The sequence below is a fragment of the Kitasatospora sp. Root107 genome (assembly GCF_001424875.1).
In the GTDB taxonomy this organism is placed as follows: Bacteria; Actinomycetota; Actinomycetes; order Streptomycetales; family Streptomycetaceae; genus Kitasatospora.
In genome coordinates this window covers 580,734-602,912 of the sequence record NZ_LMCT01000012.1, presented here as the reverse complement: position 1 = coordinate 602,912, position 22,179 = coordinate 580,734, and the positions used below count along the sequence as shown (strand labels likewise).

Genomic DNA, 22,179 nt, shown 5'->3' with positions numbered 1-22,179 from the left:
CGGTACGGATGCTCCGTACCGGGCCCGCTGAGCGGTCGTCAGACCAGTACGAGCTCCTGCTCCGACGCCTCGGTCTCGACGGCCGCCTGCGGCGCCCGCCGGGGCAGCGCGAAGACCAGCGCGAAGACCAGCAGCAGTCCGCCGGTCACCCACCACAGCGCGTGCTGGAAGGCGTTCACGAAGACCGGGCCCATCGCTTGGACGGCCGGGTCGGCCGCGTCCACCACGGTGAAGAACGCCACCGAGGAGAGCCCGAGGCCCAGCGCGACACCCAGCTGCTGGGTGGTGTTGATCAGCCCGGAGGCCGATCCCGAGTGCTCGCGCGGCACCTCGGAGAGCACCAGGTCGGTCAGCGGGGCGACGATCAGGCCCATCCCGAGGCCCATCACCACCAGCGGCAGCGCCATCTGCCACGGCTCGATCCCGGTCCCGTACCGGCCCGCCTCGGCCAGGTAGAGCAGCGCCCCGGCCGCCATCACCAGCGCTCCGGCCTGCAGCACCCGCCGTCCGAACCTCGGCACCAGCATCTGCACCGACAGCCCCGCCGCCACCGACACCGCGAGCGAGAACGGCACCCCGGTCAGCCCGGCCCGCAGCGCGCTCCAGCCGAGGCCGAGCTGCATGTAGAGGGTCCACACCATGAAGAAGATGCCGGAGGCGATCCCGAAGCTCAGCTGCACCCCGATGCCCGCCGCGAAGCTCTTCACCCGGAACAGCGCCAGCTCCACCAGCGGCGAACCGTCCCGCCGGGTCTTGGCCTTCTCGTACGCCACGAACAGCACCAGCACCGGCAGGCTGAGCCCCATCGAGACGAAGCCCCAGACCGGCCAGCCCGACTCCCGGCCCTGGGTCAGCGGGTAGAGCAGCATCAGCAGCCCGGCCCCGGCCAGCAGCATCCCGACCAGGTCCAGCTTCAGCGCCTGCGGAGCCCTGGACTCGCCGACGTACTTCGCGCCGAGCAGCAGCCCGGCGATCCCGATCGGCAGGTTGACCAGGAAGATGGGCCGCCAGCCCAGGCCGAACAGGTCCCACTCCGTCAGCAGCGCGCCCAGCAGCGGCCCGAGCACCGCCCCGAGCCCGACCATCGCGCCGAACATCCCGAACACCTTGCCGCGCTCGTGCGCGGGGAAGGTGACATGGATGATCGACAGCACCTGAGGCACCATCAGCGAGGCCGTCGCACCCTGCAGCACCCGGGCGGCGACCAGCATCTCCGGACTGCCGGCCAGCCCGCAGAGTGCGGAGGCCAGGGTGAAACCGGTGATCCCGACCAGGAACAGCCGTTTGCGGCCGTAGATGTCACCGAGTCGCCCACCGGTGATCAGACCGATCGCGAAGGCCAGCGCGTACCCGGCGGTGATCCACTGGAGCGTGCTGTACGTCGCGCCCAGGTCCTGCTGGATGCTCGGCATGGCGATGTTGACGATGGTGACGTCGACCAGGTCCATCAGACTGGCCGTCATCACCACGGCGAGCGCCAGCCAGCGGCGGCGGTCGAGGGCGTCCGTGACGGGTGACATGAGGGGTAACTCCTTCGGCTGGGAACGGACCGAAGGTAGCGGGCAACTAGGTCAGATCCTGACCGCTTGGTACGGCATGCTGGCCCGCATGACCGACACCCCCGCGAGGCTGCTCAGCCTGCTCTCGCTCCTCCAGACCCCGCGCGAGTGGCCAGGCAGCGAGCTGGCCGACCGCCTGCGGGTCAGCCCGCGCACCATCCGCCGGGACATCGAGCGGCTGCGCGACCTGGGCTACCCGGTGGAGGCCAGCAAGGGCGCGATCGGCGGCTACCGGCTGGTGGCCGGCGCCGCGATGCCGCCACTGCTGCTGGACGACGAGGAGGCGGTGGCCATCGCGGTCGGCCTACGGGCCGCCGCCGGGCAGGCGGTCGAGGGGATCGAGGAGGCCTCGGTACGCGCGCTGGCCAAGCTGGTCCAGGTGCTGCCCGCCCGGCTGCGCCACCGGGTCGGCTCGCTCAACGCGGCCACCGTCCCACTGGTCGGAGGCGGCCCCCGGGTCGACCCCGAGGTGCTCACCACGCTGGCCTCGGCCGCCGCCGGGCGGGAGAAGCTCCGCTTCCAGTACCGGGCCGGGGACGGCGCCGAGACCAGGCGGCTGGTCGAACCGCACCGCCTGGTCGCGACCGGTCGCCGCTGGTACCTGGTCGCCTTCGACAACGAACGGGACGACTGGCGGATCTTCCGGGTCGACCGGGTCCGCGAACCACAGCCGACCGGGGCCCGCACCCTGCCCCGCGAACTCCCGGCCGAGGACGCCGGCGCCTACGTCGCGGCCCGGCTCAGCAACCGCGCCCGCAGCTACACCGCCGTGGCCACCCTGCACGCCCCGCTCCACCGCCTCCAGGACCGCCTGGGCTACCCCGGCGACGAGGTCGAAGCCCTCGACCCGACCCGCACCCGCCTGCGCACCCGAGCCGACTCCCTGGAGTGGCTCGCCCTCCGCCTGGCGAGCCTCGGCTGCGAGTTCGAAGTCCACGAACCTGCCGAACTCCGCAGCTACTTGACCGACTTGGCCGCCCGAGCCGCTCGCGCAGCTTCGCAAGGTGGCACCACCTAGGGGCTCGGGGAACTGCGACGCCGGCCTCAGGAAAGGTCACGTATGCGTGGGTGGTCAGGCACTTTCGCATTTTGCCCGCCAGCCACGAACCATCGCAGTTCCCCGAGCCCCTGGCGTGTGGCAGCTGGTCACTTGCCGAGCGCGGCCACGCCTGCCTGGGCGAACTTCTCGTCGAGGTCCCCGCTCGGCGCGCCCGCCACACCGATGCCCGCGATCGGTGCGCCCTGGACGGCAACCGGAGCACCCCCGCCGAGGAACAGCGTGCCGGGGATGTCCTTCAGGTTCGGAGCCTGGGCGAGCCGCTTGACCAGCTCGGAGGTCGGCGCGTTCCAGGACACCGCGGTGAACGCCTTGCGCTCCGCCGACTCGTACGACTGCGGGCCGGCCCCGTCGCCGCGCAGGGTGACCAGGGTGTTCCCGTTCCGGTCCACCACCGCGACGGTGACCCGCTGGTTCTCCTGCTCGGCGGCGGCCAGCGCGGCCTGGGCGGCCTTGGTGGCGGCGGCGATGCTCAGGTGGGTGCTGGTGACCGTGTCGGACTTCTTCACGTCGGCGGCCGGCCGGGCCTCGGCGGTCTGCGGGGCGGCGGAGGCCGACAGCGCACCGAACGTGCCCGCCCCGACCGCTGCCAGGGCCACCGCGCCGGTCAGGACCCGGGTCCGAACGCTCATCTTCTGCATGGGAGTTGCTCCTCGTCGGATCGCCTTCGGAAGCCTGTGGCTCCCGCTCTGCTTCGATCCTCACCCGGCCGCAGCCCCGACCCCGTCGACGCGACAGCCGACCCGGATATCAACCGATCGGCTGATACGACACCACCCGCCCGGCGAGGGTGCGCAGTCGTGCGACCAGAGTCGGATACTGCTAGAGGGTGTCTAGGACCCCCGGGGCAAGCCGGGGCTCCGCATCAGCAGGGACGGACGTCATGCCCCAGAATCCCGAGAACCCCGAATTTCCCGAGGACTTCGACGACTTCGAGGAGGAGGCGGTGCCGGTCGTCCAGGAGGCGGTGGACAGCGAGCGGGAGGTCGACGAGCACCTGGGCGACGACTACGAGCAGCTCAGGGAGCGCCGTTCGCTCGGCGCCGATGCGGCGGACGACGCGGATGCTTCCGAGCAGGTCCGGGTGGTGGAGCTCGACGAAGACGAGTACCGCTAATCGGATAAAAGCTTAGAATCCGGGCATAACTGCCAGGCGTCCGGATCGCCGTGCACACCGCGGGGCGATCGTTCGCCGAACGGAGGTCGACGATGACCAAGCGATCCACGGGCAAGATGACCAAGCTCCGCCGGGGCACCCAGGAGCTGCTGCAACGCCGCGGCATGGTGGCCGATCCGGGACCGCAGCCACCGATGATGGCCGGCCACGCGATGGGCGCCGACTCCGGTCCCCGGCTCGGTGACGCCGCCTTCAGCCACGGCGGCCGCCGCTCGTTCGCTGCCCCGGCGATGCAGGGCGGCCCGGCCCACCACGCCGAGCTGCCCGGTCACCGGCACCGGGGCGCCGAGAAGCACTCCGCCCACTGAGCCGAGCGGGGCGGGCGTTCCGGTGATCCGGGCGCCCGCCCCGGTGCGTGCCCGGGTACGGGAGAGTGGGGGCGACACGTCGTCTGCCTGAGGAGAGTGCATGTCCGAGGAGAGCAAGACCCTGCAGCCCCGCGACCAGTGGCTGGCCTCGCTGCCCCGGGTGTACGCGGCGGCGGGCTGTCTGATCCGCGATCCGGCGGGCCGGGTGCTGATCGTGAAGGCGGGCTACCGCCCCGACTGGCAGTTCGTCGGCGGCACGGTGGACCGGGGCGAGGACGCCGCCCAGTGCGCGAGCCGGGAGCTGCTGGAGGAGACCGGCCTGGTGGGGCAGGCCGGACCGCTGCTTGCGGTGGCCTGGACCCACCCGACCGACGACCTCGAGCACCCGGCCGTGCACTTCCTGTTCGACTTCGGCACCATCCCGGCCGACAGCCCGATCACTCTCCCGGCGGGTGAGCTGGACGACTACCGCTGGGTCACCGTCGAGGAGGCGTACACCCTGCTCGGTGCGACCCGGGCGCCCCGGCTGGAGGGCGGTCTGGCCGCCCTGGCGGACGGCCGGACCAGGATGGTCACCACCCCCGCCGGCGGCTTCTGACGTACGGTCAGGCCTTGCGCCAGACGTAGGCGGCGGAGACCGGGATGCCCCGGAACCGGGACCACTTGGGCTTCAGCGCGATCCACTCGTCGCCGACCGTGCCCTCCCGCATCTCGGACAGCTGCCACCCCTCGGCCAGTGCGGCCGTGAGGTGGTCGCTGACCAGGTGCAGGTGGGTGTCGATGGCGACGTCCTCGCCCCCGTCGGTGGTGAAGTGGGTGGGCATCCCGGCCGCCATGATGAACTGCGGGTGCAGGCCGACCAGGACGCACAGCCCGCCGGGGGCGGCCAGCCGGTACGCCTCCCGGTAGAACGGGGTGAGGTCGGCCAGGTGCTCGTCCACCAGGGAGGAGATCACCAGCCCGTACCCGCCGTCCGGCAGCCCGGTGGCGGCCAGGTCGGCCTCCACCAGCCTGTCGTGTGCGCCCTTGGCGCCGGCCAGCGCGAGCATCTCGGGGGTGAGGTCGACACCGTCCACCGCGCCGACGCCCTGGGCGCGCAGCCACACCCCGGTCCGTCCCGTCCCGCAGCCGAGGTCGGCGGCCCGCCCGGCCGACGCCCAGTCGGGCACCGTCAGCCGGTCCAGCACCGCGAGGTCCATCAGGTCCTCGACGGTCCGCTCGTAGCTGCCGACCCACTGTCCGTATCCCGTCCGGACATCCACCATCGGATAGCCACGGGAGTCAAAATCCGCGAATTGCGCCATGCTCCAGAGTGTTCACGCCCCGGCGGCCCGGTCGCCAGCGATTAAAACGGAGAGACCGATGCAGCTCCTGAGCTGGCCAGAGGCCCGGCTTCCTGTCGAACTGCGCTCGCAGGTATGGGAGTTGCAGGAGTCGACATGGCCGAGCGGGCAGCCCGACCCCGGGGTGAGTCACGACCCGGTGCTGGCACCGGTGAGTCTGCTGCTGCTGGACGGCAGCCGGGTGCTGGCCGCGCTCGACCTGCTGGAGAAGGAGATCGAGCAGGCCGGTGAGCGCTATCTGGCCCGGGGGCTGAGCTGTGTGGTCACCGACCCGGCGGAGCGCGGGCGGGGGTACGGTGGACGGCTGGTGGCGGCCGCCCGGGAGGTGATCCGGGCGGGCGGGGCCGATCTCGGGATCTTCAGCTGCGACCGGCCGTTGCAGGAGTTCTACCGGTCGGCGGGCTGGCGGCCGCTGCCCGGGGCGGTCCTGGTCGGCGGTACGGCGGAGGAGCCGTTCCCGACCGACCAGCCGGGGTTCGACAAGGTGGTGCTGGCCGACCTCTGCTCGGCCCGGGCCAGGGCGGCGGGGTTCGAGCGGAGCCGAATCGCCCTCCACCCGGGCACGCACGACCGGCTCTGGTGACCCGATCGCAGCAGCCCGGCAGTCGCAGAGCCGCCGGTCAGCTGCCGGAGCCCCGGAACAGCCAGAGTTCCCGGCCGAGCGAGTCCACGCAGCTGACCTGCCGGAAGCGGTCGTCCCCGGCGGTCAGGAAGCCCTGGGCGACGCCGGTCAGCACCTCCTGCGCCACCGGGTCGGACCGGCTCCAGGCGCCGGTCAGCTGCAGGGTCTTGTCGACCAGCTCGGCCCGCTGGATCCGGGCCACGGCGGCGGTCAGCAGTGCGGCGTTGACCTCCTCCAGCTCGGCGGGGGAGAGGTAGGTCTCGGCGAGCCGGACCGGCCCGGTCGCGGCCGCGGCGGTCAGCCGGCGGCGGAGTTCGGGCAGTGCGTAGTGCCGGACGGCGGCCACCGAGTCCTCGACCGCGACCAGCCAGCGCGGTCCGGGTGAGACCTCCCAGCAGATCTCGCCGTCCACCGGCATCAGCTCGCCGATCCGGGCGTGCCAGAGCTCGGCCCCGGTCGGGGTGTTCGGGTCGGGGCGCTCGCCCGGACCCGGCCAGTCCGCCTTGGCGGTCAGGCTGAGCGTGACGGTGTAGCGCAGTGCGTACTCGTCCTGGCCGATCGGCTGTACGCCGAGCAGGGCCCAGTGGTCGGGGGCGGGGAGGCCGAACGAGCCGCGCTGGTCGGTCAGCCCCAGCGCCCGCAGGGCGGGAGCGAAGTGCTCGCGCATCCCCTCGGCGAAGAGTTCCTGAGCAGCGGTCATCGCGGCGTCCTCAATGGTGGGTGGCGGCGGAGACGCACTGGGAAGGCGTTCCGCTTCGTGTACCACCAAGTTATGTCGGGGGCAGAGCTATCCGCTGCGGGCGAACGGCCACAGTCAGGGGGTCTTTGGACCTGCCCGGGTATGCCGCATGATGTGGCGGGTGCACAGTCCCGAACCCCCGGCCCCCGACCTCGCCGAAGCCGTCCGTGCGGCGCAGCGCGGTGACGAGGACGCCTTCCGGCTGCTCTTCCGGACCGTCCAGCCCGGCCTGCTGCGCTATCTGCGGGTGCTGGTCGGCGGTGGCCCCGAGGACGCCGAGGACATCGCCTCCGAGGCATGGCTGCAGATCGCCCGTGACCTGGGCAGCTTCCAGGGGGACGCGGACGGCTTCCGGGGCTGGGCGGCGACGGTCGCCCGGAACCGGGCGATGGACCACCTGCGCCGGGTCCGCCGCCGTCCGGTCGCCGACCTGCCGGTCGAGTACCTGGCCGAGCTCGCGGCGGCCGAGGACACCGCGGGCAGCGCGGTGGCCCTGGTCTCCACCGGCGACGCGCTCGCGCTGATATCCAGGCTGCCGCCGGACCAGGCCGAGGCGGTGCTGCTCCGGGTGGTGGTCGGGCTGGACGCGGCGGGGGCGGCCCAGGTGCTCGGAAAGCGGGCGGGTGCGGTCCGGATGGCCTCGCACCGGGGTCTGCGGCGGCTCGCCAAGCTGCTGGAGCAGAGCGGTGGCCGGTCGGCCGGCATCCCCGCGCAGCAGGCCCCCGGGCCCGCCGCCGAAAAGAACTCTCCGCAGGGTGTGACAGCAGGCCGGTCCGCGACGCTGAAGGACATGAGATGAGCACCAACCGATCCCGGCGGATCGACCGGGCCACCGCCGAGCAACTGCTCGCCGGAGCCCCGGGCGACCCGTCGGCCGGTCAGGACCGGCTCGCCGGCCGTACGGTCCCCAGTGACCACGCGGCCCTCGCCGGGCTGATCGCCTCCGCTGCTACCCCCGGAGCAGGCGGCGGCGAACTGCCCGGCGAGACGGCGGCCCTGACGGCTTTTCGGACGGTGCGGGACCAGCCGACCGCAGCACCCCGGAGACGGACCACGATGGCCGCCGCCGCAACCGCGCGGGCCAGGGCATTCAGCGCAAAGGCGCTGCTCGCCGCAGGTGTGGCCACCGCGCTCGGCGGCGTCGCGGTCGCGGCGACCACCGGCGGTCTGAGCCATCTGCCGGGCGGTCTCGGCGGTGGTCCGGTGGCGCAGGCGTCGGTGAGCACGCTCCCGAGCGCGTCCGTGCCCTGGACCGAGGCTCCGAGCGGGCAACCGTTCAGCCGGTCGTCCGCCAGTGCCTCGGCCGCCAAGTCCAAGTCCGCCCGGCCCGACCCGAGCCGCAGCGACCCGGCCAGCCCGGCAGCGCCGAGCGGTACGGCCACCCCGCCCGGTACCGCTCCAGGCGCCGTGGTCGCCCCGGCCGAGCTGGAGCGGCTCTGCCGGAGCTTCACCGAACGGCAGTCGGCCGGTGACCGGGCCAAGGCCCTGCTCGGCGATCCGGCCTTCGCCCCGCTGGTCGACGCGGCGGGCGAGCCCGAGAACGTCCCGGAGTACTGCGCCCGGCTGCTCAACGCCCCGGTCTCCGGCGGCAAGTCCCCGAGCGCCCGCAGCGGTAAGAACGACTCACCGACCGCCCACCCGACCCACGAGGGTGCGGACGGAGCCGCCCAGCGGTGACCCGGGACTCCGGACGGACCACGACCCGGACCGGCTGCCCGTACGGGAGCAGCCGCTATCGTGCTCACAGCGCGAGGCGATCCGACGGCCTCCGGCCGAGTGCGGAAGGGAGCTGGTGGCGGTGATCGGACGTGCGCTGAACGGGCGTTACGAGTTGGGGGAGATACTCGGCGTCGGTGGCATGGCCACCGTCTACCGGGGCCACGACCACCAGCTGGGCCGCCCGGTCGCGGTCAAGGTGCTGAACGGCGGCCTGGCGGACGACCCCCGGTTCGCCGACCGGTTCGGCCAGGAGGCCCAGCACGCCGCCCGGCTGCACCACCCGAGGATCGTCACCGTCTTCGACTCGGGCGTCGACCAGGGCTCGCCGTACATCGTGATGGAGCTGGTGCACGGCCGGCCACTGAGCCAACTCATCGCCGAGACCACCTGGTTGCCGGTCGAGCGGGCGGTCGGGATCGCGGCCGCGGTCTGTGAGGCGCTCGAAGTCGCGCACGCCGCAGGGCTGGTGCACCGGGACATCAAGCCGGGCAACATCATGATCACCCATGACGGCGGGGTGAAGGTGGTGGACTTCGGTATCGCCAGGGCGAGTTCCTCCGGAGCCCAGCTGACCCAGACCGCCGCCGTGCTCGGCACGGCCGGCTACCTCTCGCCCGAGCAGGCCACCGCGAGCCCGCTGGACGGCCGCTCCGACCTGTACGCCGTCGGCTGCGTGCTGACCGAAATGCTCACCGGGGAAGCGCCGTTCACCGGCGACACCTCGGTCGCCATCGCCTTCCGGCACGTCACCGAGCAGCCCGCCCCGCCGTCCTACCGGCGGCCCGGACTGCCGCCCGCGCTGGACGACGCCGTGCTCCGGCTGCTCGCCAAGAACCCGGCCGACCGCCCGGCCGATGCGGCTGCGGCACGGGCCGAACTGCTGTCCGCCGTACCGGTGTTCACTCCCGCCGACCGGACCGGCGAGCTGCTCGCCGAGACCCGGGCGATGCCTCCGGTGACCGCGCCGTACCAGGACCCGCAGCGCACCTCCTTCCTGTCGCCGACGTCGTACCCGGCCGACCCCGAGCCTGGGCCTGGGCTCAGCCGACGCGCGTTCGCCTATGCGGGGGTGGGGCTGGTGGCCGTCGCCGGTGCCGCGGTGATCGGACTGCTCACGCTCGGCGGCCCCGACCCGTCCGGCGCCAGGGCGGCCTCGACGCCGAGCCCGAGCGCCAGTGAATCGGCCTCGCCGAGCCCGAGCGTCACGCCCTCCGCCAAGGCGTCCCCGAGCGTAAAGCCCTCCGCCACCCCCAAACCGGGCCCGGCCGCCGCCGTGGTCGCACTCCGCGCCGCCGTGGCCCAGGCCGACCTCGGCAAGGAGCGGGACCGGTACCGCGCCCTGCTCGACGAACTCGACCAGGCAGCCCAGGCCTTCGTCGCCCAGGAGCCGGAGGACGCCGAGAGCGCACTGCGCAACGCCCAGCGCCTGGTCCGCGACCTGGCCAAGAAGCACGCCATCGACAACGCCACCAGCCAGGCCTGGCAGACCAAGATCGGCGCCCTGATCTCCACCATCGACTGACAGCCGCTCGGGCACTGTGCTCAGGCGTCGAGCCCCTGGGCCGTAGCACTGGAGCGTCTGCCAAAAGTCACCGCTCCCGCTTGTCGGCTCGCTCGACGAAGCGGCCCCGCATTCGCCGGGTGATCGCGGTGGCCCCCGCCGTCAGGAAGACCAGCGTGTAGACGATCTGCAGCATCACCACCACCCGGGACTGCTGCCCGAGCGGCACGATGTCGCCGTAGCCCACCGTCGACATCGTGATGATCGTGAAGTAGAGGGCGTCCGTCCGCGTGTACAGGCCGAGGAACTGGCCCGGTGTCTTGGCCAGGCCGTAGTAGGCGGAGGCGAAGATCACCAGGGTCAGGCAGATCAGCAGCAGGATCATCAGGGTCGGCCGCCCCGGCAGGCCGAGCAGCTCGCGCCGGATCTCCCGCAGCAGCAAGCCCGCCAGCACGGCCAGCCCGATCGCGAAGCTGACCCAGCCGAACACCGGGTGCTCGGGGCCGAACAGGTCCAACGGCAAGGTGAAGTACAGCGTCAGCAGGACCGCCGGCCCGACCACGCAGAGGGTCAGGACGAACCGGTCCGCCACTTTGTCGGACGGCAGCTGCACTCTTCGGTCCTCTCCCAGGTGATCCGCAGTAAATCCGCTCTCCGTCGCCGCCCCGGACGCTCCGTCAGACGGTGGCGTCCGGCCGGTCGTCCAGCAGCTCCAGGACGGCCAGCGCGCCGAGCAGCCAGGCCTTGAACCGGTGCACGAACCGGCCGACCGGCCCGAGCCGCAGCCCGGCCTTCCCGGCCGCCACCCGGACGGCGCCGAACCCGGCCTCCCAGAAGCCGCGTACGGTGCCCGCCCAGCGTCCGCCCCCGCTCACCCAGGCGCCGAACGCGACCAGCACACCGAGCACCAGCACAGCCCGTACGGTGCTGCGCAGGTAGTGCACCAGTGCGTCGAAGACGGCGGTGGCCGCGTCCTGGTTCACCCCGGCGGGCAGCCGGTCCAGGTAGAGCGTGCGGGCGGCGGCCAGCGCGAGGCCGAGCACGGCGGCCCCGGCGGCCAGCCCCAGCGCGGTTATCGCGCTGCTCACCCGGCCGAGCGCGGCGTCCAGCAGCGGCCGCTGCTCCGGGGCCACCTCGTCCAGCAGGGTGCCGACCGGCAGGTGCTTCATGATCTCGGTGGTCACCCGGTCGGTGACGGCGGCCCGGACGCCCGGGTCCTCGGCCAGCGGGGTGACGGTGGCCAGGTACTGGTCGGTGTCAGTGACCTGCGAGCTGGTCCAGGCGGCGACGGCGCTGAGCGGGGTCAGCACACAGGCCAGCAGGATCAGCAGGACGGCGCAGAGAGACCTGATCCGGTGCCGTTTCCGGGGGTGCCCGGTGCCTTCCTCCAACAGGGCCAGCCGCCGGCGCAGTTCCTCCAGCTCGGCGGTCCGGTCACTGTCGGCCATCCGGTACCTCCTGATAGGTGATCAGTTCACACCAGGAGATACCAGATCAATTCGGACAGCCAGTCAGGCGCGCCGCAGCACCCGCCACGGAGACGACTCGGGCCGCCGACCCGTCACGTGGACGGATCGGCGGCCCGGGAGGACCGACCGCTGGGGTCAGGCCTTGTCAGTCGTCTTGGTGGCCTCGGCCGCCGTGGTGACGGTGGTCGGGTTGACCGCCGGCCGGGGCTGCTCGGTGGCGGTGCTCTGCGCCGTGCCGTCGGCCGGAGCCGCCGCACCGGCCGCAGGGGCGTCGTCCTCGCGCAGGGCCTTGGTCTCGGCCTTGAGAATGCGCATCGACTTGCCGAGTCCACGCGCCATGTCGGGCAGCTTCTTCGATCCGAAAAGCAGGATGACGACAGCCAGCACCACAAGGAGGTGCCAGGGTTCGAAACCGTTGCGCAGCATCCCTGACCACCGGTCCCTTCGGAAAACTCGCTGTTCATGGGCCGCGCGAGCTGCCCGGCCTCGGCCAGTATGCCTGGCAGATACCGCGAACGTATACATCGGTCGTGAAACATCGGTCAAAAACCAGGTGTTCACATGCGGTTTTCCCTGAAGGTGGTCTGGACCACTTGTCAGCCGCCGTACGCGATGATCAGGGCCGCGAAGGCGAGCGAGATCAATCACTGTAGCCACGGGCCCCCAGGGGGCTCGTGGCCAAGTGAGCGTGCCGGATCAGGCAGCCGGGATGTGCTGGGGAGCCGCGGCGAGCTGCTCCTCGGGGATCTCCTCGGCGCGGTTGGCAGGCAGGCTGCCGAGCAGGCGGTAGGCGACCGCCGCGCCGGCCAGCAGGCAGAGCACTCCGACCGCGGCGGCCAGGTGCAGGCCGTCGGTGAAGGCGATCCGGGCGGCGCCGAGCAGCTGCTCGGCGAGGTCGGCGGGCAGTTCGGTGGCGACCGTGACCGCACCGCCGAGGGTGTCCTGAGCGACCGTCAGCGCACCGTCCGACAGGCCGGCCGGCAGCGTGCCGTCCAGTCGGGCGGAGTAGACCGCCGCACCGGCGGCGCCGAGCACCGCGATCCCGAGCGATCCGCCCAGCTCGCTGGCGGTCTCCGAGGTGGCCGAGGCGGCACCGGCCTGGTGGGCCGGGGCGGCCGAGACCACCAGTTCGGCGGTCTGCATCACGGTGCTGACGCTGCCGGCGGCCAGCACCCCGGCGCCGACCAGGATCAGCGCCAGCGGCGAGTCGACCTGGACCTGGGTCAGGATGCCGAAGCCGGCCGCCCCGACCAGCATGCCGCCGGCCATCTGCACGGCGGGCCGGATCTTCCCGGCCAGCGCCCCGGAGATCCCGACCGCCGCACCGACACCGACGCTGGGCAGCAGCGCCCAGAGTGCGGCGGTCAGCGGGCTGAAGCCACGGACCAGCTGGAGGTACTGCGAGGTGAAGAGGGAGAAGCCCATCATCGCCAGCATCGCGATGGTGTTGACCGAGATCGCCCCGGTGAAGATCGGGTTGCGGAACAGCGCCAGGTCGACCAGCGGGGTGGCGGCGGTGCGCAGTCGTAGGACCAGCAGGCCGACCAGCACCAGACCGCCCACGATCGACAGAGCGGCCGTCAGGTCCCAGCCCTCGACCGCCAGTTGCTTGATGCCGTAGACCACCGGCAGGACGGCGGCGACCGAGAGCACCGCGCCGAGCAGGTCGAAGCTTCCGGCCTTGGGAGCCTTGTACTCCGGCAGCAGCGCGGGGGCGGCGAGCAGGACCAGCAGCATCACCGGCACGGCGCAGAGGAAGACCGCGCCCCAGTGGAAGTGCTCCAGCAGCAGCCCGCCGGCCACCGGGCCGAGGGTGGCGCCGGCCATCAGCACACCGCTCCAGGCGCCCATCGCGGCCTGCCGCTGCTTCGGGTCGTGGAACATGTTCCGGATCAGCGCCATGGTCGAGGGCATCAGGGTCGCCCCGGTCAGTCCGAGCAGCGCCCGGGCCGCGATCAGCTGCCCCGCGCCGTCCGCGGTGGCCGCCAGCACCGAGGCGGCCGCGAAGCCGGCCGCGCCGGCCATCAGCAGCTTCCGGCGGCCGATCCGGTCGCCCAGCGCGCCCATCGGGATCAGCAGCCCGGCCAGCACGAACGAGTACATGTCCATGATCCAGAGCTGCTGGGTGCCGCTCGGCTGCAGCTCCTTGCTGATGAACGGCAGGCCGAAGAACAGGATGCCCATGTCCATCGAGAGGACGAGGGTCGGCAGGAGGAGGACGGCGAGTCCGGTCCATTCGCGGCGGCCGGCGAGGCCGTGGGTTGCGGTCATGAGGGCAACCATACGTATGTGTCAGACGGTTGTCTAGTACGGACGTGCAAGACAATCGTCTGTTCGGACGCGTAGGCTTCCGGCCATGGGAAATCGAGAGGATCTGCTGGCCGGCGCCAAGCGCTGCCTGTTCGAGAAGGGCTACAGCCGGACCACCGCCCGGGACGTGGCCGCCGCCGCCGGGGTGAGTCTGGCCGCCATCGGCTACCACTTCGGGTCGAAGGAGGCGCTGCTCAACACCGCGATGATCGAGGCGATCGGCGGCTGGGGGGACGTGGTCGAGAAGGCGGTCGCCGAGGCCGTGCCCGAGGGGGCCACCCCGCGCGAGCGCTTCGTCGCCACCTGGGACTGCGTCCGGGGCACCCTGATCGAGTACCAGGGCCTCTGGGCGGCACAGTTCGAGGCGCTGGCCCGGCTGGACGACATGCCCGAGATTCGCGAGGCCTTCAAGGCGGTCCAGCGGGACGCCCGGCTGGGGATGGCCGCGATGTTCTCCGAGCTGACCGAGGTGCCCGACACCGAGGACGAGGTGGTGGTCGGGGCCTTCCACCAGGCCCTGCTGGCCGGCCTGGTGAGCCAGTGGCTGATCGACCCGGCCCAGTCGCTGACCGGCGCCGAGGTACTGCGCGGGCTGGAGCTGACCAGCGCCCGGGTGCTGGCCTGAGCTGCTACCCGGTGACGGTGGTCAGCAGCACCACGGCGTCGGTGTGCGCGAGCAGGCCGTGCCGCTCCTGCGGGACCGGGTGGAGCTGACCGGCCGTCAGCTCCACCCGGCGTCCCGCGATGGTCAGCGACACCCGGCCGCGCAGCACCTGGAGGCCGGCCGCGACCGGGGCGTTGTGCTCGTCCAGCGCGGTGCCCGCGGTCAGCGCGATGACGGTCTGCCGCAGCACGCCGTCGTGCAGCAGGAGGTGTGCGCTGCGCCCGTGCGGCGAGGCGGCCGCCTTTGCGGCGTGCTCCTCGGTCGCGGCCGCCAGGTCGATTCCCGTACCCATGCCGCGACCCTAGCCCGCCGGGGGCCCGGCGGCCCGGCGGCGCAACCCGAACGGGGGCGTCCGGGATGCGCGGGCGCTTCGGTGAGCCGAGGCTGGAGCACATGGCGACGTATCAGAAGTTCATGGGCGGGTTCGAGGTCAATCGAGGGCTGCTGAGCACCGGAGTGGTGCTCACCGGGGTCGGTGCGCTGGTCGGTCTGGCCGGCACCGCGATCGTCGGGGCGGCCCTGCTGTCCGCGGGTCGGGGGTGGGTCCGGCAACTGGACACCCCGCCGAGCGAGCTCGCGCACCGCACGCTCCACCAGGCGCGGGCCGCCTCGCTGGCCGGCCTGGAGGCCTGGCGGGCCGAGCAGCCGGGCGAGGTAAGCCACAACTGACCGGCTCTCTTCGGGCAGTTGCTCCACCATCTACGGCCCAGGGGCTCGGGAAGCTGCGAAAGTGCCTGACCAGCTACGTTCGGATCACCTGTTCCGAGGTCGGCGTCGCAGTTCCCCGAGTCCCTGGCGTGTGCCACTCAAGCGTGGTGCGCCAGCTCTTCGCGGAGCTGGCGCTTGAGGAGCTTGCCGGTCGGGTTGCGGGGCAGTGCCCCCGTCCGGAGGACCAGGTGCGTGGGCACCTTGAAGGCGGCCAGCCGCCCGGCGACGTGGGCCCGCAGCTCGTCCGGGCCGGCCGTCGCGCCGGGCCGCAGCACCACCACGGCCGCCACCTCCTCGCCGAGGGCGGGGTGCGGGACGCCGAGCACCGCGGCGTCGGCGACGTCCGGATGGGCTGTCAGGACGCCCTCCACCTCGATGCAGTGCACGTTCTCGCCGCCGCGGATCACCAGGTCCTTGAGCCGGTCCAGTACGTACACCTCGCCGTCCAGCACCTTGGCCAGGTCGCCGGTGCGGAACCAGCCGTCGGCGAAGGCCGCCGCCGTGGCCTCCGGGTTGCCGCGGTAGCCGCGGAACAGTGACTGGCCGCGCAGCCGGAGTTCGCCGATCTCGCCGTCCGGCAGGGTGCGGCCGGCGGGGTCGGTGATCCGCAGTTCCAGGGCGGGGGAGGGGCGGCCGATGCTCTCGGGGTGCGCCAGGTAGCGGGCGCCGAGGTTGGCGAGCACCCCGCCGCAGGTCTCGGTCAGGCCGTAGCCGTTGCGGGCCTCGACCCGGCCGTCGAAGCGGCGGGCGATCCGGCCGGCCAGCCCGGGCGGTGGGGCTGCCCCGCCGGTGTTGATCATGGTGAGTCCGGACAGCCGGTCCCCGGCGGCGTCGGCCGCGTCCAGCAGACCGAGCGCGGTGGTCGGCACCCCCGCGTACGTGGTGACCCCGTGTTCGGCGATCAGCCGACGGGCCTCCTCGGCGTCCCAGCGTGGCATCAGGACCGCGCTGCCGCCGCTCGCCATCAGCGGGAACATCGTGGTGAACGCGGCGACGTGGAAGAACGGGAAGGTCATCAGGACGGTGTGCGGCCGGACCGCCGCCAGGTCGCCGCCCGCGCAGAGCACCGAGGTGGCCGCGAAGAACCGGGGTGCGGTGGCCGCAGCGCACCAGGCCGCGTGGGTGGCCTCGACTCCCTTGGGGCGACCGGTGGTTCCGGAGGTGTAGAGCAGGGTGGCCAGGTCGGTCGGCTCGACCCGGGTCTCGGGAGCGACGCCGTCCCGGGGCAGGCCGGTCAGGTCGGTCAGCACCGGGACGCCTTGGCGGGTGGTCCAGGGCGCCACCCGCTCGGCCCGTTCCGGGTCGGCGACCACCAGTCCCGGTGCGCAGTCGTCCAGCGCGTACGCCAGCTCCTCCGCCGTCCACCAGGCGTTCAGCGGCACCGCCACCAGGCCAGCCAACTGGCAGGCCCAGAAGGCGATCTGCCACTCCGGCAGGTTGCGCATGGCGATCGCCACCCGGTCGCCCCGGCGCAGCCCGTACGCCCCCAGGCAGTGGGTGGCCAGCGAGGCGGCGGCGCCGTGGTGTTCGGCGAAGGTGTACCGGCCGGAGTCGGCGATCAGGAAGGGGCGGTCGCCGTGCGCGAGGGTGGCGTCCAGCAGCTCGCGCAGGGTGCGAGGCGCTCGCAGGTAGCGCGGGCCCTCGGGGGTGGACTCGACCTCGAAGGGCATGCCGGGGGCGCGCAGCGCGGCCTGCACCCGGGTCACCAGGGCGAGGGAGTCGGCGGGTCGAGGTGTCATCAGGTCCCCTGCGGCTGAGACGGTCGGACGGAGGTGGCAGCGGGCCGATGGGGGAACGGCCCGCTGCCGGGGCCCGGCGGAGTGGGGGTGTGGGGTCGGCCCGCCGGGCTGGTACAGGAGGCTTACAGGCCGAGCGACTTGGCGATGATGGTCTTCATGACCTCGCTGGTGCCGCCGTAGATCCGGAACACCCGGTTGTCGGTGTAGAGCCGGGCGATCGGGTACTCCAGGATGTAGCCGTAACCGCCGTGCAGCTGGAGGCACTTGTCGATCACGACGGAGGCCGACTCGGTACAGAACAGCTTGGCCGCGGCGGCGTCCGCGACGGTCAACTCACCCTGCTGGTAGAGCTCCAGGGCCTGGTCGACCATGGCCTGCTGGGCCAGCACCTGGGCCTGGCAGTCGGCCAGCGTGAACTTGGTGTTCTGGAACTCGGCCACCGCCTGGCCGAAGACCTTGCGGTCCTTCACGTACTGCACCGCGAAGCGCACCGCCGCGGCGGCCGAGGCGTACGCGCCGACGGCGATCGCCAGCCGCTCCTGCACCAGGTTGTGGGTCAGGTAGGCGAAGGCCTTGCCCTCCTCGCCGAGCAGGTCCGCCACCGGCACCTTGACGTCGGTGAAGGAGAGTTCGGCGGTGTCCGAGGTGCGCAGGCCGATCTTCTTCAGCTTGCGGCCGACGGCGTAGCCCTCGGAGGTGGTGTCCACGCAGAGGATGGAGAGCCCGGCCCGGCGGTCGGCCGGGTCGTAGGGGGCGGTGCGGCAGACCACCAGCACCAGGTCGGCCAGCACGCCGCCGGTGATGAAGGTCTTGGCACCGTTCAGGACGTAGTGGGTACCGTCATCGGCCAGCTTCGCGGTGGTGGTGATGCCCGCGAGGTCGGAGCCCGCGCCGGGCTCGGTCATCGCGATCGCGGTCATGATGTCGCCGGAGACGAAGCCGGGCAGCCAGCGCTGCTTCTGCTCCTCGTCGGCGTACTCCATCAGGTACGGGAGCACCAGCCCGGTGTGCACGCCGGACGAGCCGAAGGTGACGCCCGCCCGGGCGCACTCCTCGGTCACCACGGCCTGGTACTTGAAGCCGGTCTCGCCCGCGCCGCCGTACTCCTCGGGCACCTCGATGCCGTAGACGCCGAGCTCGCCGAGCTTGCGGTAGAAGTCCCGGGGCGGGTGGCCCTCGTTCTCCCAGCTCTCGTAGACCGGCACGACCTCCTTGGCGATGAAGTCCCGGATGGTCTCCCGGAACGCCTCGTGGTCCTCGTTGAACACGGTGCGGCGCACGCGGCGCTCCCTTCGTGGTGCCCCCTGATCGCTGGTTAAGTTAATCGCCGGTAGCTTCTGCTGTCCAGCGTTCACGCCGGTGGTTCTTCGTGCCGTTTCGCCGCTGCCTGAGCTTCTCCCGGCTGGTCAAGTGAATCCTTGCTACCCTGGGCCGACGACCGTGGGTGATCGCTTGCAGGGGGCGAGAGGATGACGACGGAGCGCGGCGTGGTCCGCCGTCCGCCGGGGCGCAAGGCGCAGATCCTGGCGGCCGCGAGTGAGCAGTTCCACCGCTCCGGGTACCACCAGGTGTCGATGGCCGAGGTGGCGGCCGGAGTCGGTATCACCGCCCCGGCGCTCTACCGGCACTTCAGGAACAAGCCCGAGCTGCTCCGCCAGACGGTCGGGGCCGAACTCGCCGGGCTCCGTAGGGCGGTGGCGGCCGGCCGGGCCGGGCCGACCGAGCTGTGCGCCCGGCTGGCCGCCGCCGCGATCGACCACCGCGCCCTGGGCACGCTCTGGCAGCGGGACACCCGGCTGCTGCCCGCCGCCCAACGGGCCGAGCTGCGCCGGGAGTTGCGGGCGGATGTCCGGCGGATGGCCGAGGTGCTGGGTGCGGCCAGACCCGAACTGGCGCGGGCCGACGCGGAGTTGCTCTGCTGGTCGCTGCTCTCGGCGTACGGCGGCCTGTCGTACCACACCTTCGCCCCGCCCCGGCGGCGGTTCGAGCGGCTGCTGACCGAGCTGGGTGCGGCGCTGCTGGACGTCCCGTTCGGCCCGCCGGGCCCGGCGACGGCACCCGCCGGGTCGGCGGAGCAGGTGGCCGCCGACAGCCGGCGGGAGGAACTGCTGGCCGCCGCCGCCCGACTGTTCCACCAGCGTGGCTTCGACAACGTGAGCACCGACCGGCTCGGGGCGGCGGTCGGTATCTCCGGGCCCAGCGTCTACAAGCACTTCGACACCAAGGCCGAGCTGTTGGCCGCCACCCTGGTACGTGGCCGGGAGCGGCTCTGGCACGAGATCTCCGGTGCGCTGGCCGGGGCCGCCACCCCGGCCGTCGCGCTGGACTCCGGGCTGCGGGCCTATCTGGACTTCGCCCGACGGCACGTCGACTACCTGGGCGTGACGGTCAGTGAGACCGAACGGCTGGCCGAGCCGGATCGGAAGGCGGCGATCGACGCCCGGCGGGACTTCCTGCGGACCTGGGTCGGGCTGCTCCGACAGGTGCGGCCCGAGTACGACAAGGCCGAGGCCCGGATCCGGGTGCACGCGATGTTCTCGCTCGTCAACGACGGAGTGCGGAACCGGCCGGGCTGTCAGCGGCCGGATCTGACGAAGTGTCTGGAAGCTTTTGCCAGAGCGGTGTTGGGAGTCGGCTGAGCAAATGCCCGTGCGGGGCAGGCCCGTTGTGGACCTGCCCCGCACGGCATGAATCGGCCTAGTAGAGCACGAAGGGGTAGTAGACGTTGTGGGCGAAGGCGCCGTTGCCCTGGATCACGCCGATACCGCCGGAATTCCCGGCCACCCCCGAGTTGTTGTTCTGGTTGGCCGCACCGGATCCGGTGGCGGCCTGCTGGGTCGCGTTGCCGTTGCCGTTGACGCTGCCGACGACGTTGCTGGAGCCGATGTTGCTCACGACGCTGCTGTTGGAGCCGTGGGCGGCACCCGCGCCGTTGTCGGCGTGGGCGGCGCCGGCTCCGAGGAGCAGAAAGGCGGCGAGGGCGGTGACGGTGGCGGCTGCGCGAATTCGGGACACGGTGGTCTCCCTGTAACTGGTGCGAATGTGGCACGTGCGGGGTGGCCGCCCCGTAACGCACCGTTGCCTGACGTCGCATGACCAGCATTCACCAGAGGCTCGGCCGACTTCAATGGTCGGCCACCCGGTTCGCCCGAACGTGTCACGGTCGGTGGCCGACTTGTTGTGAAGGCATTGTCGAAGCTGCCCGGAACGGGCAATTCCCCCCCGTCCGACCTGGTACGCAGCCGAGAATGTCCGTACCGGGCAACGGTAAAGCACAAAAAGGTAGTAGGTGGATTGTCTTACTGGCAGACTTGGGCCTCATGTCAGAAGGTCTTCAGCCCGGTCGGCTGCCGGAACAGAATCTGCGTACGACCGAGGTCGACCTCGGGGGTCTGGTCGGTGTGCTGGCCACTCATCTCTACTCCACCCCCTTGGTAGCGCTGCGCGAACTTGTCCAGAACGCCCACGATTCACATACCCGACGTCTGTTGGAGGACCCGGGCAGCGCCGCCGGGGTGATCCGGGTGCGGGCCGACCAGGCCGGCCGGACGATCTCGATCGAGGACGCCGGAGCCGGGCTGACCGAGCCGGAGATCCACGCCTACCTGGCCACCGTGGGCACCGGATACACCCGGCTGCTGCGCGATCTGACGGGTGACCAGAGCCTGATCGGCGCCTTCGGCCTCGGCTTCCTGTCGGCCTTCTCGGTGGCCGACGAGGTCACCGTCACCACCACCTCGCACCGCGAACCCGGGCTCGGCCACCGCTATCGGAGCCGGGGCGGCGAGCAGTACAGCGTCGAGCAGGTGCCGGCCCGACCGGCCCCGGGCACCGTGGTCGAGCTGCTGCTGAAGCCCGAGCACGCCCGACTGGCCGACGAGTACGCGCTCCGCGAAGTGCTCGGCAGGTACTGCGTGCTGCTGCCGATCCCGGTCCTCGTCGGCGAGGACGAGCAGCCGGTGAACGGCGTCCAGGTGCCCTGGCGCGCGGAGCTGACGGGCGATCAGTCCCCGGCTCGGATGCGGTTCGCCGCCGCCTTCGGACGGCACTTCGAGCCGCTCGCCACCCTGCCGGTCGCCCCGGTGGAGGGCGTCACCGACGCGGTCGGCCTGCTCTGGGTGCAGGACGGCGGCAGCTACGGGTCCAGCGACAACCGCGACCTCGCGGTCTACCTGCGCGGCATGCTGCTGGCCGAGGACGCCCGCGATCTGCTGCCGCCCTGGGCCGGCTTCATCGGCGGCGTGATCGAGTCGAACCGCCTCACCCCGACCGCCGGCCGGGAGGACCTGCAGCGCGACGAGCAGTACCGCGCGCTGCAACGCGTACTCGCCGACGCGGTGGTGGAGGGCCTGTACGAGATCGCCAGGCTGGAGCCGGCCGCCTGGCGGCGGATCCTGGCCCGGCACGGCCAGGAGCTGCTGGGCGCCGCGCTGGTGGACGACCGGCTGTTCACCCTGCTCGCCGACGACGTACCGGTGCCCACCTCGCAGGGTGAGCTGACGGCCGGTGCGCTGAGGGCGGCCGGGGACGGCGCGGTGCACGTCGCGCTCGGCGCGGGCGGCGGCTTCGAGGAGATGCTCTACCGCGCCATGCAGGTGCCGATCGCCAGGGGCGACCGGTACGCGGTGCTGCCGTTCCTGCGCCGGTACGCCGCGCTGCGGGAGTGCCGGCTCGTCGAGCTGGGCAGTGAGAGCGGCGACCGCGAGCTGTTCCGCGATCCCGAACGACCGCTGCCCCGGGAGGAGTTCGCCTGGCTGTCGGGTGCACTCACCGATCCCGGCGAGCGACTGGTGCCGGCCCGCTTCGATCCGCCGGGGCTGCCGCTGGTGCTCGTCCCGGACCGGGAGGCCGAGCTCAAGGCGCGGATCGAGAACGACCAGGCGGACGCCCGGATACCGTCCGCCGCACTGCAGTTGGCCCGCGCCTTCACCGCGCGGACCGACGGCACGGTCAAGGCCAGGCTCTATCTCAACCTGGCCGCACCCGCCGTCCAGCAGCTGCTGGCGGCGTACCGGGCGGGGCACACCGGCAGCGCCACGGCGGCCGGGCTGCTCCGCTCACTGAAGGTGATCATGGCGGCGGCCGCAGGCTCCGCCGCCGGGGATCTGGCCGCCGCGCTGGGGGGCGTGGGCACTGCGGTGGCGGCGCTCACGGCGGCCGTTCCCGAAGGCCCCGCCACGCCGGACGGGCCGACGGACGACCAGGACGGAACGCCGAACCGATGACCGCAGTGAACGGCCCGGGCACGCCCGGCAAGGGGGAAG

The 22,179-nt window shown here is 72.4% G+C and carries 24 protein-coding genes; 12 read left to right on the top strand and 12 right to left on the bottom strand.

Features of this window, described 5'->3' with window-relative positions:
* Positions 1-38 precede the first annotated feature (38 nt).
* Positions 39-1,520, bottom strand: a complete 1,482-nt coding sequence (locus ASC99_RS14525) for an MFS transporter (protein ID WP_057231960.1) — start codon at positions 1,518-1,520, stop codon at positions 39-41.
* An 88-nt stretch (positions 1,521-1,608) separates the two neighbouring features.
* Between ASC99_RS14525 and ASC99_RS14520 the strand changes: the two genes are divergently transcribed.
* Positions 1,609-2,577, top strand: coding sequence for a YafY family protein (locus ASC99_RS14520; RefSeq protein ID WP_057232197.1), 969 nt, complete (start codon positions 1,609-1,611; stop codon positions 2,575-2,577).
* Between the two features lie 128 nt (positions 2,578-2,705).
* On the opposite strand, the gene ASC99_RS14515 is transcribed toward ASC99_RS14520, so the two are convergent.
* Positions 2,706-3,257: a heme-binding protein gene (locus tag ASC99_RS14515; protein ID WP_057231958.1), complete on the bottom strand. Its 552-nt coding sequence runs from the start codon at positions 3,255-3,257 to the stop codon at positions 2,706-2,708.
* 242 nt (positions 3,258-3,499) lie between these two features.
* Between ASC99_RS14515 and ASC99_RS14510 the strand changes: the two genes are divergently transcribed.
* The 3 genes from ASC99_RS14510 (at position 3,500) to ASC99_RS14500 (ending at position 4,699) form a co-directional block, all read left to right on the top strand.
* Positions 3,500-3,733, top strand: coding sequence for a hypothetical protein (locus ASC99_RS14510; protein ID WP_057231956.1), 234 nt, complete (start codon positions 3,500-3,502; stop codon positions 3,731-3,733).
* Positions 3,734-3,825: 92 nt separating this feature from the next.
* On the top strand, positions 3,826-4,101 hold the full coding sequence (locus ASC99_RS14505) for a hypothetical protein (protein ID WP_057231954.1): 276 nt from the start codon (positions 3,826-3,828) through the stop codon (positions 4,099-4,101).
* 100 nt (positions 4,102-4,201) lie between these two features.
* Positions 4,202-4,699, top strand: coding sequence for an NUDIX hydrolase (locus tag ASC99_RS14500; RefSeq protein WP_057231952.1), 498 nt, complete (start codon positions 4,202-4,204; stop codon positions 4,697-4,699).
* 7 nt (positions 4,700-4,706) lie between these two features.
* Here ASC99_RS14500 and ASC99_RS14495 read toward each other — a convergent pair whose 3' ends face one another.
* Positions 4,707-5,405 (bottom strand): class I SAM-dependent methyltransferase, encoded by a 699-nt coding sequence (locus ASC99_RS14495; protein WP_057231950.1) that lies wholly within the window; start codon positions 5,403-5,405, stop codon positions 4,707-4,709.
* 58 nt (positions 5,406-5,463) lie between these two features.
* Here ASC99_RS14495 and ASC99_RS14490 point away from each other — a divergent pair, with 58 nt between their 5' ends.
* The gene (locus ASC99_RS14490; RefSeq protein WP_057231948.1) at positions 5,464-6,027 is read left to right on the top strand and encodes a GNAT family N-acetyltransferase; all 564 of its coding nucleotides are present in this window, start codon (positions 5,464-5,466) and stop codon (positions 6,025-6,027) included.
* Positions 6,028-6,064: 37 nt separating this feature from the next.
* Here the strand turns inward: ASC99_RS14490 and ASC99_RS14485 are convergent, their stop codons facing one another.
* Positions 6,065-6,766, bottom strand: coding sequence for a hypothetical protein (locus ASC99_RS14485; protein WP_057231946.1), 702 nt, complete (start codon positions 6,764-6,766; stop codon positions 6,065-6,067).
* 160 nt (positions 6,767-6,926) lie between these two features.
* Here ASC99_RS14485 and ASC99_RS14480 point away from each other — a divergent pair, with 160 nt between their 5' ends.
* From ASC99_RS14480 to ASC99_RS14470, 3 genes are all read left to right on the top strand, one after another.
* A complete protein-coding gene (locus ASC99_RS14480) occupies positions 6,927-7,604 on the top strand; it encodes an RNA polymerase sigma factor (RefSeq protein ID WP_235502499.1) in 678 nt (225 codons plus the stop codon).
* Positions 7,601-8,482: a hypothetical protein gene (locus tag ASC99_RS14475; RefSeq protein ID WP_057231941.1), complete on the top strand. Its 882-nt coding sequence runs from the start codon at positions 7,601-7,603 to the stop codon at positions 8,480-8,482. Before ASC99_RS14480 ends, ASC99_RS14475 begins: the two co-directional genes overlap by 4 nt.
* 121 nt (positions 8,483-8,603) lie before the next feature.
* Positions 8,604-10,046: a protein kinase gene (locus ASC99_RS14470; RefSeq protein WP_157531521.1), complete on the top strand. Its 1,443-nt coding sequence runs from the start codon at positions 8,604-8,606 to the stop codon at positions 10,044-10,046.
* Positions 10,047-10,113: 67 nt separating this feature from the next.
* Here the strand turns inward: ASC99_RS14470 and ASC99_RS14465 are convergent, their stop codons facing one another.
* The 4 genes from ASC99_RS14465 to ASC99_RS14450 all read right to left on the bottom strand — a co-directional run bounded on the left by ASC99_RS14465 (position 10,114) and on the right by ASC99_RS14450 (position 13,765).
* On the bottom strand, positions 10,114-10,638 hold the full coding sequence (locus ASC99_RS14465; RefSeq protein WP_235502498.1) for a potassium channel family protein: 525 nt from the start codon (positions 10,636-10,638) through the stop codon (positions 10,114-10,116).
* Positions 10,639-10,702: 64 nt separating this feature from the next.
* Entirely contained in the window at positions 10,703-11,473 is a 771-nt protein-coding gene (locus ASC99_RS14460) for a hypothetical protein (protein ID WP_057231938.1), read from the bottom strand.
* A 156-nt stretch (positions 11,474-11,629) separates the two neighbouring features.
* Positions 11,630-11,920, bottom strand: a complete 291-nt coding sequence (gene tatA, locus ASC99_RS14455; protein ID WP_057231936.1) for a Sec-independent protein translocase subunit TatA — start codon at positions 11,918-11,920, stop codon at positions 11,630-11,632.
* Between the two features lie 270 nt (positions 11,921-12,190).
* The gene (locus tag ASC99_RS14450; protein ID WP_057231934.1) at positions 12,191-13,765 is read right to left on the bottom strand and encodes an MFS transporter; all 1,575 of its coding nucleotides are present in this window, start codon (positions 13,763-13,765) and stop codon (positions 12,191-12,193) included.
* 85 nt (positions 13,766-13,850) lie between these two features.
* Between ASC99_RS14450 and ASC99_RS14445 the strand changes: the two genes are divergently transcribed.
* Entirely contained in the window at positions 13,851-14,429 is a 579-nt protein-coding gene (locus tag ASC99_RS14445) for a TetR/AcrR family transcriptional regulator (protein WP_057231932.1), read from the top strand.
* Between the two features lie 4 nt (positions 14,430-14,433).
* Here ASC99_RS14445 and ASC99_RS14440 read toward each other — a convergent pair whose 3' ends face one another.
* The gene (locus tag ASC99_RS14440; protein WP_057231930.1) at positions 14,434-14,760 is read right to left on the bottom strand and encodes a hypothetical protein; all 327 of its coding nucleotides are present in this window, start codon (positions 14,758-14,760) and stop codon (positions 14,434-14,436) included.
* A 101-nt stretch (positions 14,761-14,861) separates the two neighbouring features.
* Between ASC99_RS14440 and ASC99_RS14435 the strand changes: the two genes are divergently transcribed.
* Positions 14,862-15,137 (top strand): hypothetical protein, encoded by a 276-nt coding sequence (locus ASC99_RS14435; protein WP_057231928.1) that lies wholly within the window; start codon positions 14,862-14,864, stop codon positions 15,135-15,137.
* Between the two features lie 137 nt (positions 15,138-15,274).
* Here ASC99_RS14435 and ASC99_RS14430 read toward each other — a convergent pair whose 3' ends face one another.
* Both ASC99_RS14430 and ASC99_RS14425 read right to left on the bottom strand, forming a co-directional pair.
* Entirely contained in the window at positions 15,275-16,915 is a 1,641-nt protein-coding gene (locus tag ASC99_RS14430) for a class I adenylate-forming enzyme family protein (RefSeq protein WP_057231926.1), read from the bottom strand.
* A 122-nt stretch (positions 16,916-17,037) separates the two neighbouring features.
* On the bottom strand, positions 17,038-18,195 hold the full coding sequence (locus tag ASC99_RS14425) for an acyl-CoA dehydrogenase family protein (RefSeq protein ID WP_057231923.1): 1,158 nt from the start codon (positions 18,193-18,195) through the stop codon (positions 17,038-17,040).
* Between the two features lie 189 nt (positions 18,196-18,384).
* Between ASC99_RS14425 and ASC99_RS14420 the strand changes: the two genes are divergently transcribed.
* Positions 18,385-19,554 (top strand): TetR/AcrR family transcriptional regulator, encoded by a 1,170-nt coding sequence (locus ASC99_RS14420; protein ID WP_063857079.1) that lies wholly within the window; start codon positions 18,385-18,387, stop codon positions 19,552-19,554.
* Between the two features lie 58 nt (positions 19,555-19,612).
* Here the strand turns inward: ASC99_RS14420 and ASC99_RS14415 are convergent, their stop codons facing one another.
* Positions 19,613-19,930, bottom strand: a complete 318-nt coding sequence (locus tag ASC99_RS14415) for a hypothetical protein (protein ID WP_057231919.1) — start codon at positions 19,928-19,930, stop codon at positions 19,613-19,615.
* Positions 19,931-20,235: 305 nt separating this feature from the next.
* Between ASC99_RS14415 and ASC99_RS14410 the strand changes: the two genes are divergently transcribed.
* On the top strand, positions 20,236-22,140 hold the full coding sequence (locus ASC99_RS14410; RefSeq protein WP_057231917.1) for an ATP-binding protein: 1,905 nt from the start codon (positions 20,236-20,238) through the stop codon (positions 22,138-22,140).
* Positions 22,141-22,179 lie beyond the last annotated feature (39 nt).

Coding starts and splice junctions, on each gene's coding strand:
- ASC99_RS14525 (WP_057231960.1), bottom strand. CDS start 1,520: ATGTCACCCGTCACGGACGCCCTCGACCGCCGCCGCTGGCTGGCGCTC.
- ASC99_RS14520 (WP_057232197.1), top strand. CDS start 1,609: ATGACCGACACCCCCGCGAGGCTGCTCAGCCTGCTCTCGCTCCTCCAG.
- ASC99_RS14515 (WP_057231958.1), bottom strand. CDS start 3,257: ATGCAGAAGATGAGCGTTCGGACCCGGGTCCTGACCGGCGCGGTGGCC.
- ASC99_RS14510 (WP_057231956.1), top strand. CDS start 3,500: ATGCCCCAGAATCCCGAGAACCCCGAATTTCCCGAGGACTTCGACGAC.
- ASC99_RS14505 (WP_057231954.1), top strand. CDS start 3,826: ATGACCAAGCGATCCACGGGCAAGATGACCAAGCTCCGCCGGGGCACC.
- ASC99_RS14500 (WP_057231952.1), top strand. CDS start 4,202: ATGTCCGAGGAGAGCAAGACCCTGCAGCCCCGCGACCAGTGGCTGGCC.
- ASC99_RS14495 (WP_057231950.1), bottom strand. CDS start 5,405: ATGGCGCAATTCGCGGATTTTGACTCCCGTGGCTATCCGATGGTGGAT.
- ASC99_RS14490 (WP_057231948.1), top strand. CDS start 5,464: ATGCAGCTCCTGAGCTGGCCAGAGGCCCGGCTTCCTGTCGAACTGCGC.
- ASC99_RS14485 (WP_057231946.1), bottom strand. CDS start 6,766: ATGACCGCTGCTCAGGAACTCTTCGCCGAGGGGATGCGCGAGCACTTC.
- ASC99_RS14475 (WP_057231941.1), top strand. CDS start 7,601: ATGAGCACCAACCGATCCCGGCGGATCGACCGGGCCACCGCCGAGCAA.
- ASC99_RS14460 (WP_057231938.1), bottom strand. CDS start 11,473: ATGGCCGACAGTGACCGGACCGCCGAGCTGGAGGAACTGCGCCGGCGG.
- tatA (WP_057231936.1), bottom strand. CDS start 11,920: ATGCTGCGCAACGGTTTCGAACCCTGGCACCTCCTTGTGGTGCTGGCT.
- ASC99_RS14450 (WP_057231934.1), bottom strand. CDS start 13,765: ATGACCGCAACCCACGGCCTCGCCGGCCGCCGCGAATGGACCGGACTC.
- ASC99_RS14445 (WP_057231932.1), top strand. CDS start 13,851: ATGGGAAATCGAGAGGATCTGCTGGCCGGCGCCAAGCGCTGCCTGTTC.
- ASC99_RS14440 (WP_057231930.1), bottom strand. CDS start 14,760: ATGGGTACGGGAATCGACCTGGCGGCCGCGACCGAGGAGCACGCCGCA.
- ASC99_RS14435 (WP_057231928.1), top strand. CDS start 14,862: ATGGCGACGTATCAGAAGTTCATGGGCGGGTTCGAGGTCAATCGAGGG.
- ASC99_RS14430 (WP_057231926.1), bottom strand. CDS start 16,915: ATGACACCTCGACCCGCCGACTCCCTCGCCCTGGTGACCCGGGTGCAG.
- ASC99_RS14420 (WP_063857079.1), top strand. CDS start 18,385: ATGACGACGGAGCGCGGCGTGGTCCGCCGTCCGCCGGGGCGCAAGGCG.
- ASC99_RS14410 (WP_057231917.1), top strand. CDS start 20,236: ATGTCAGAAGGTCTTCAGCCCGGTCGGCTGCCGGAACAGAATCTGCGT.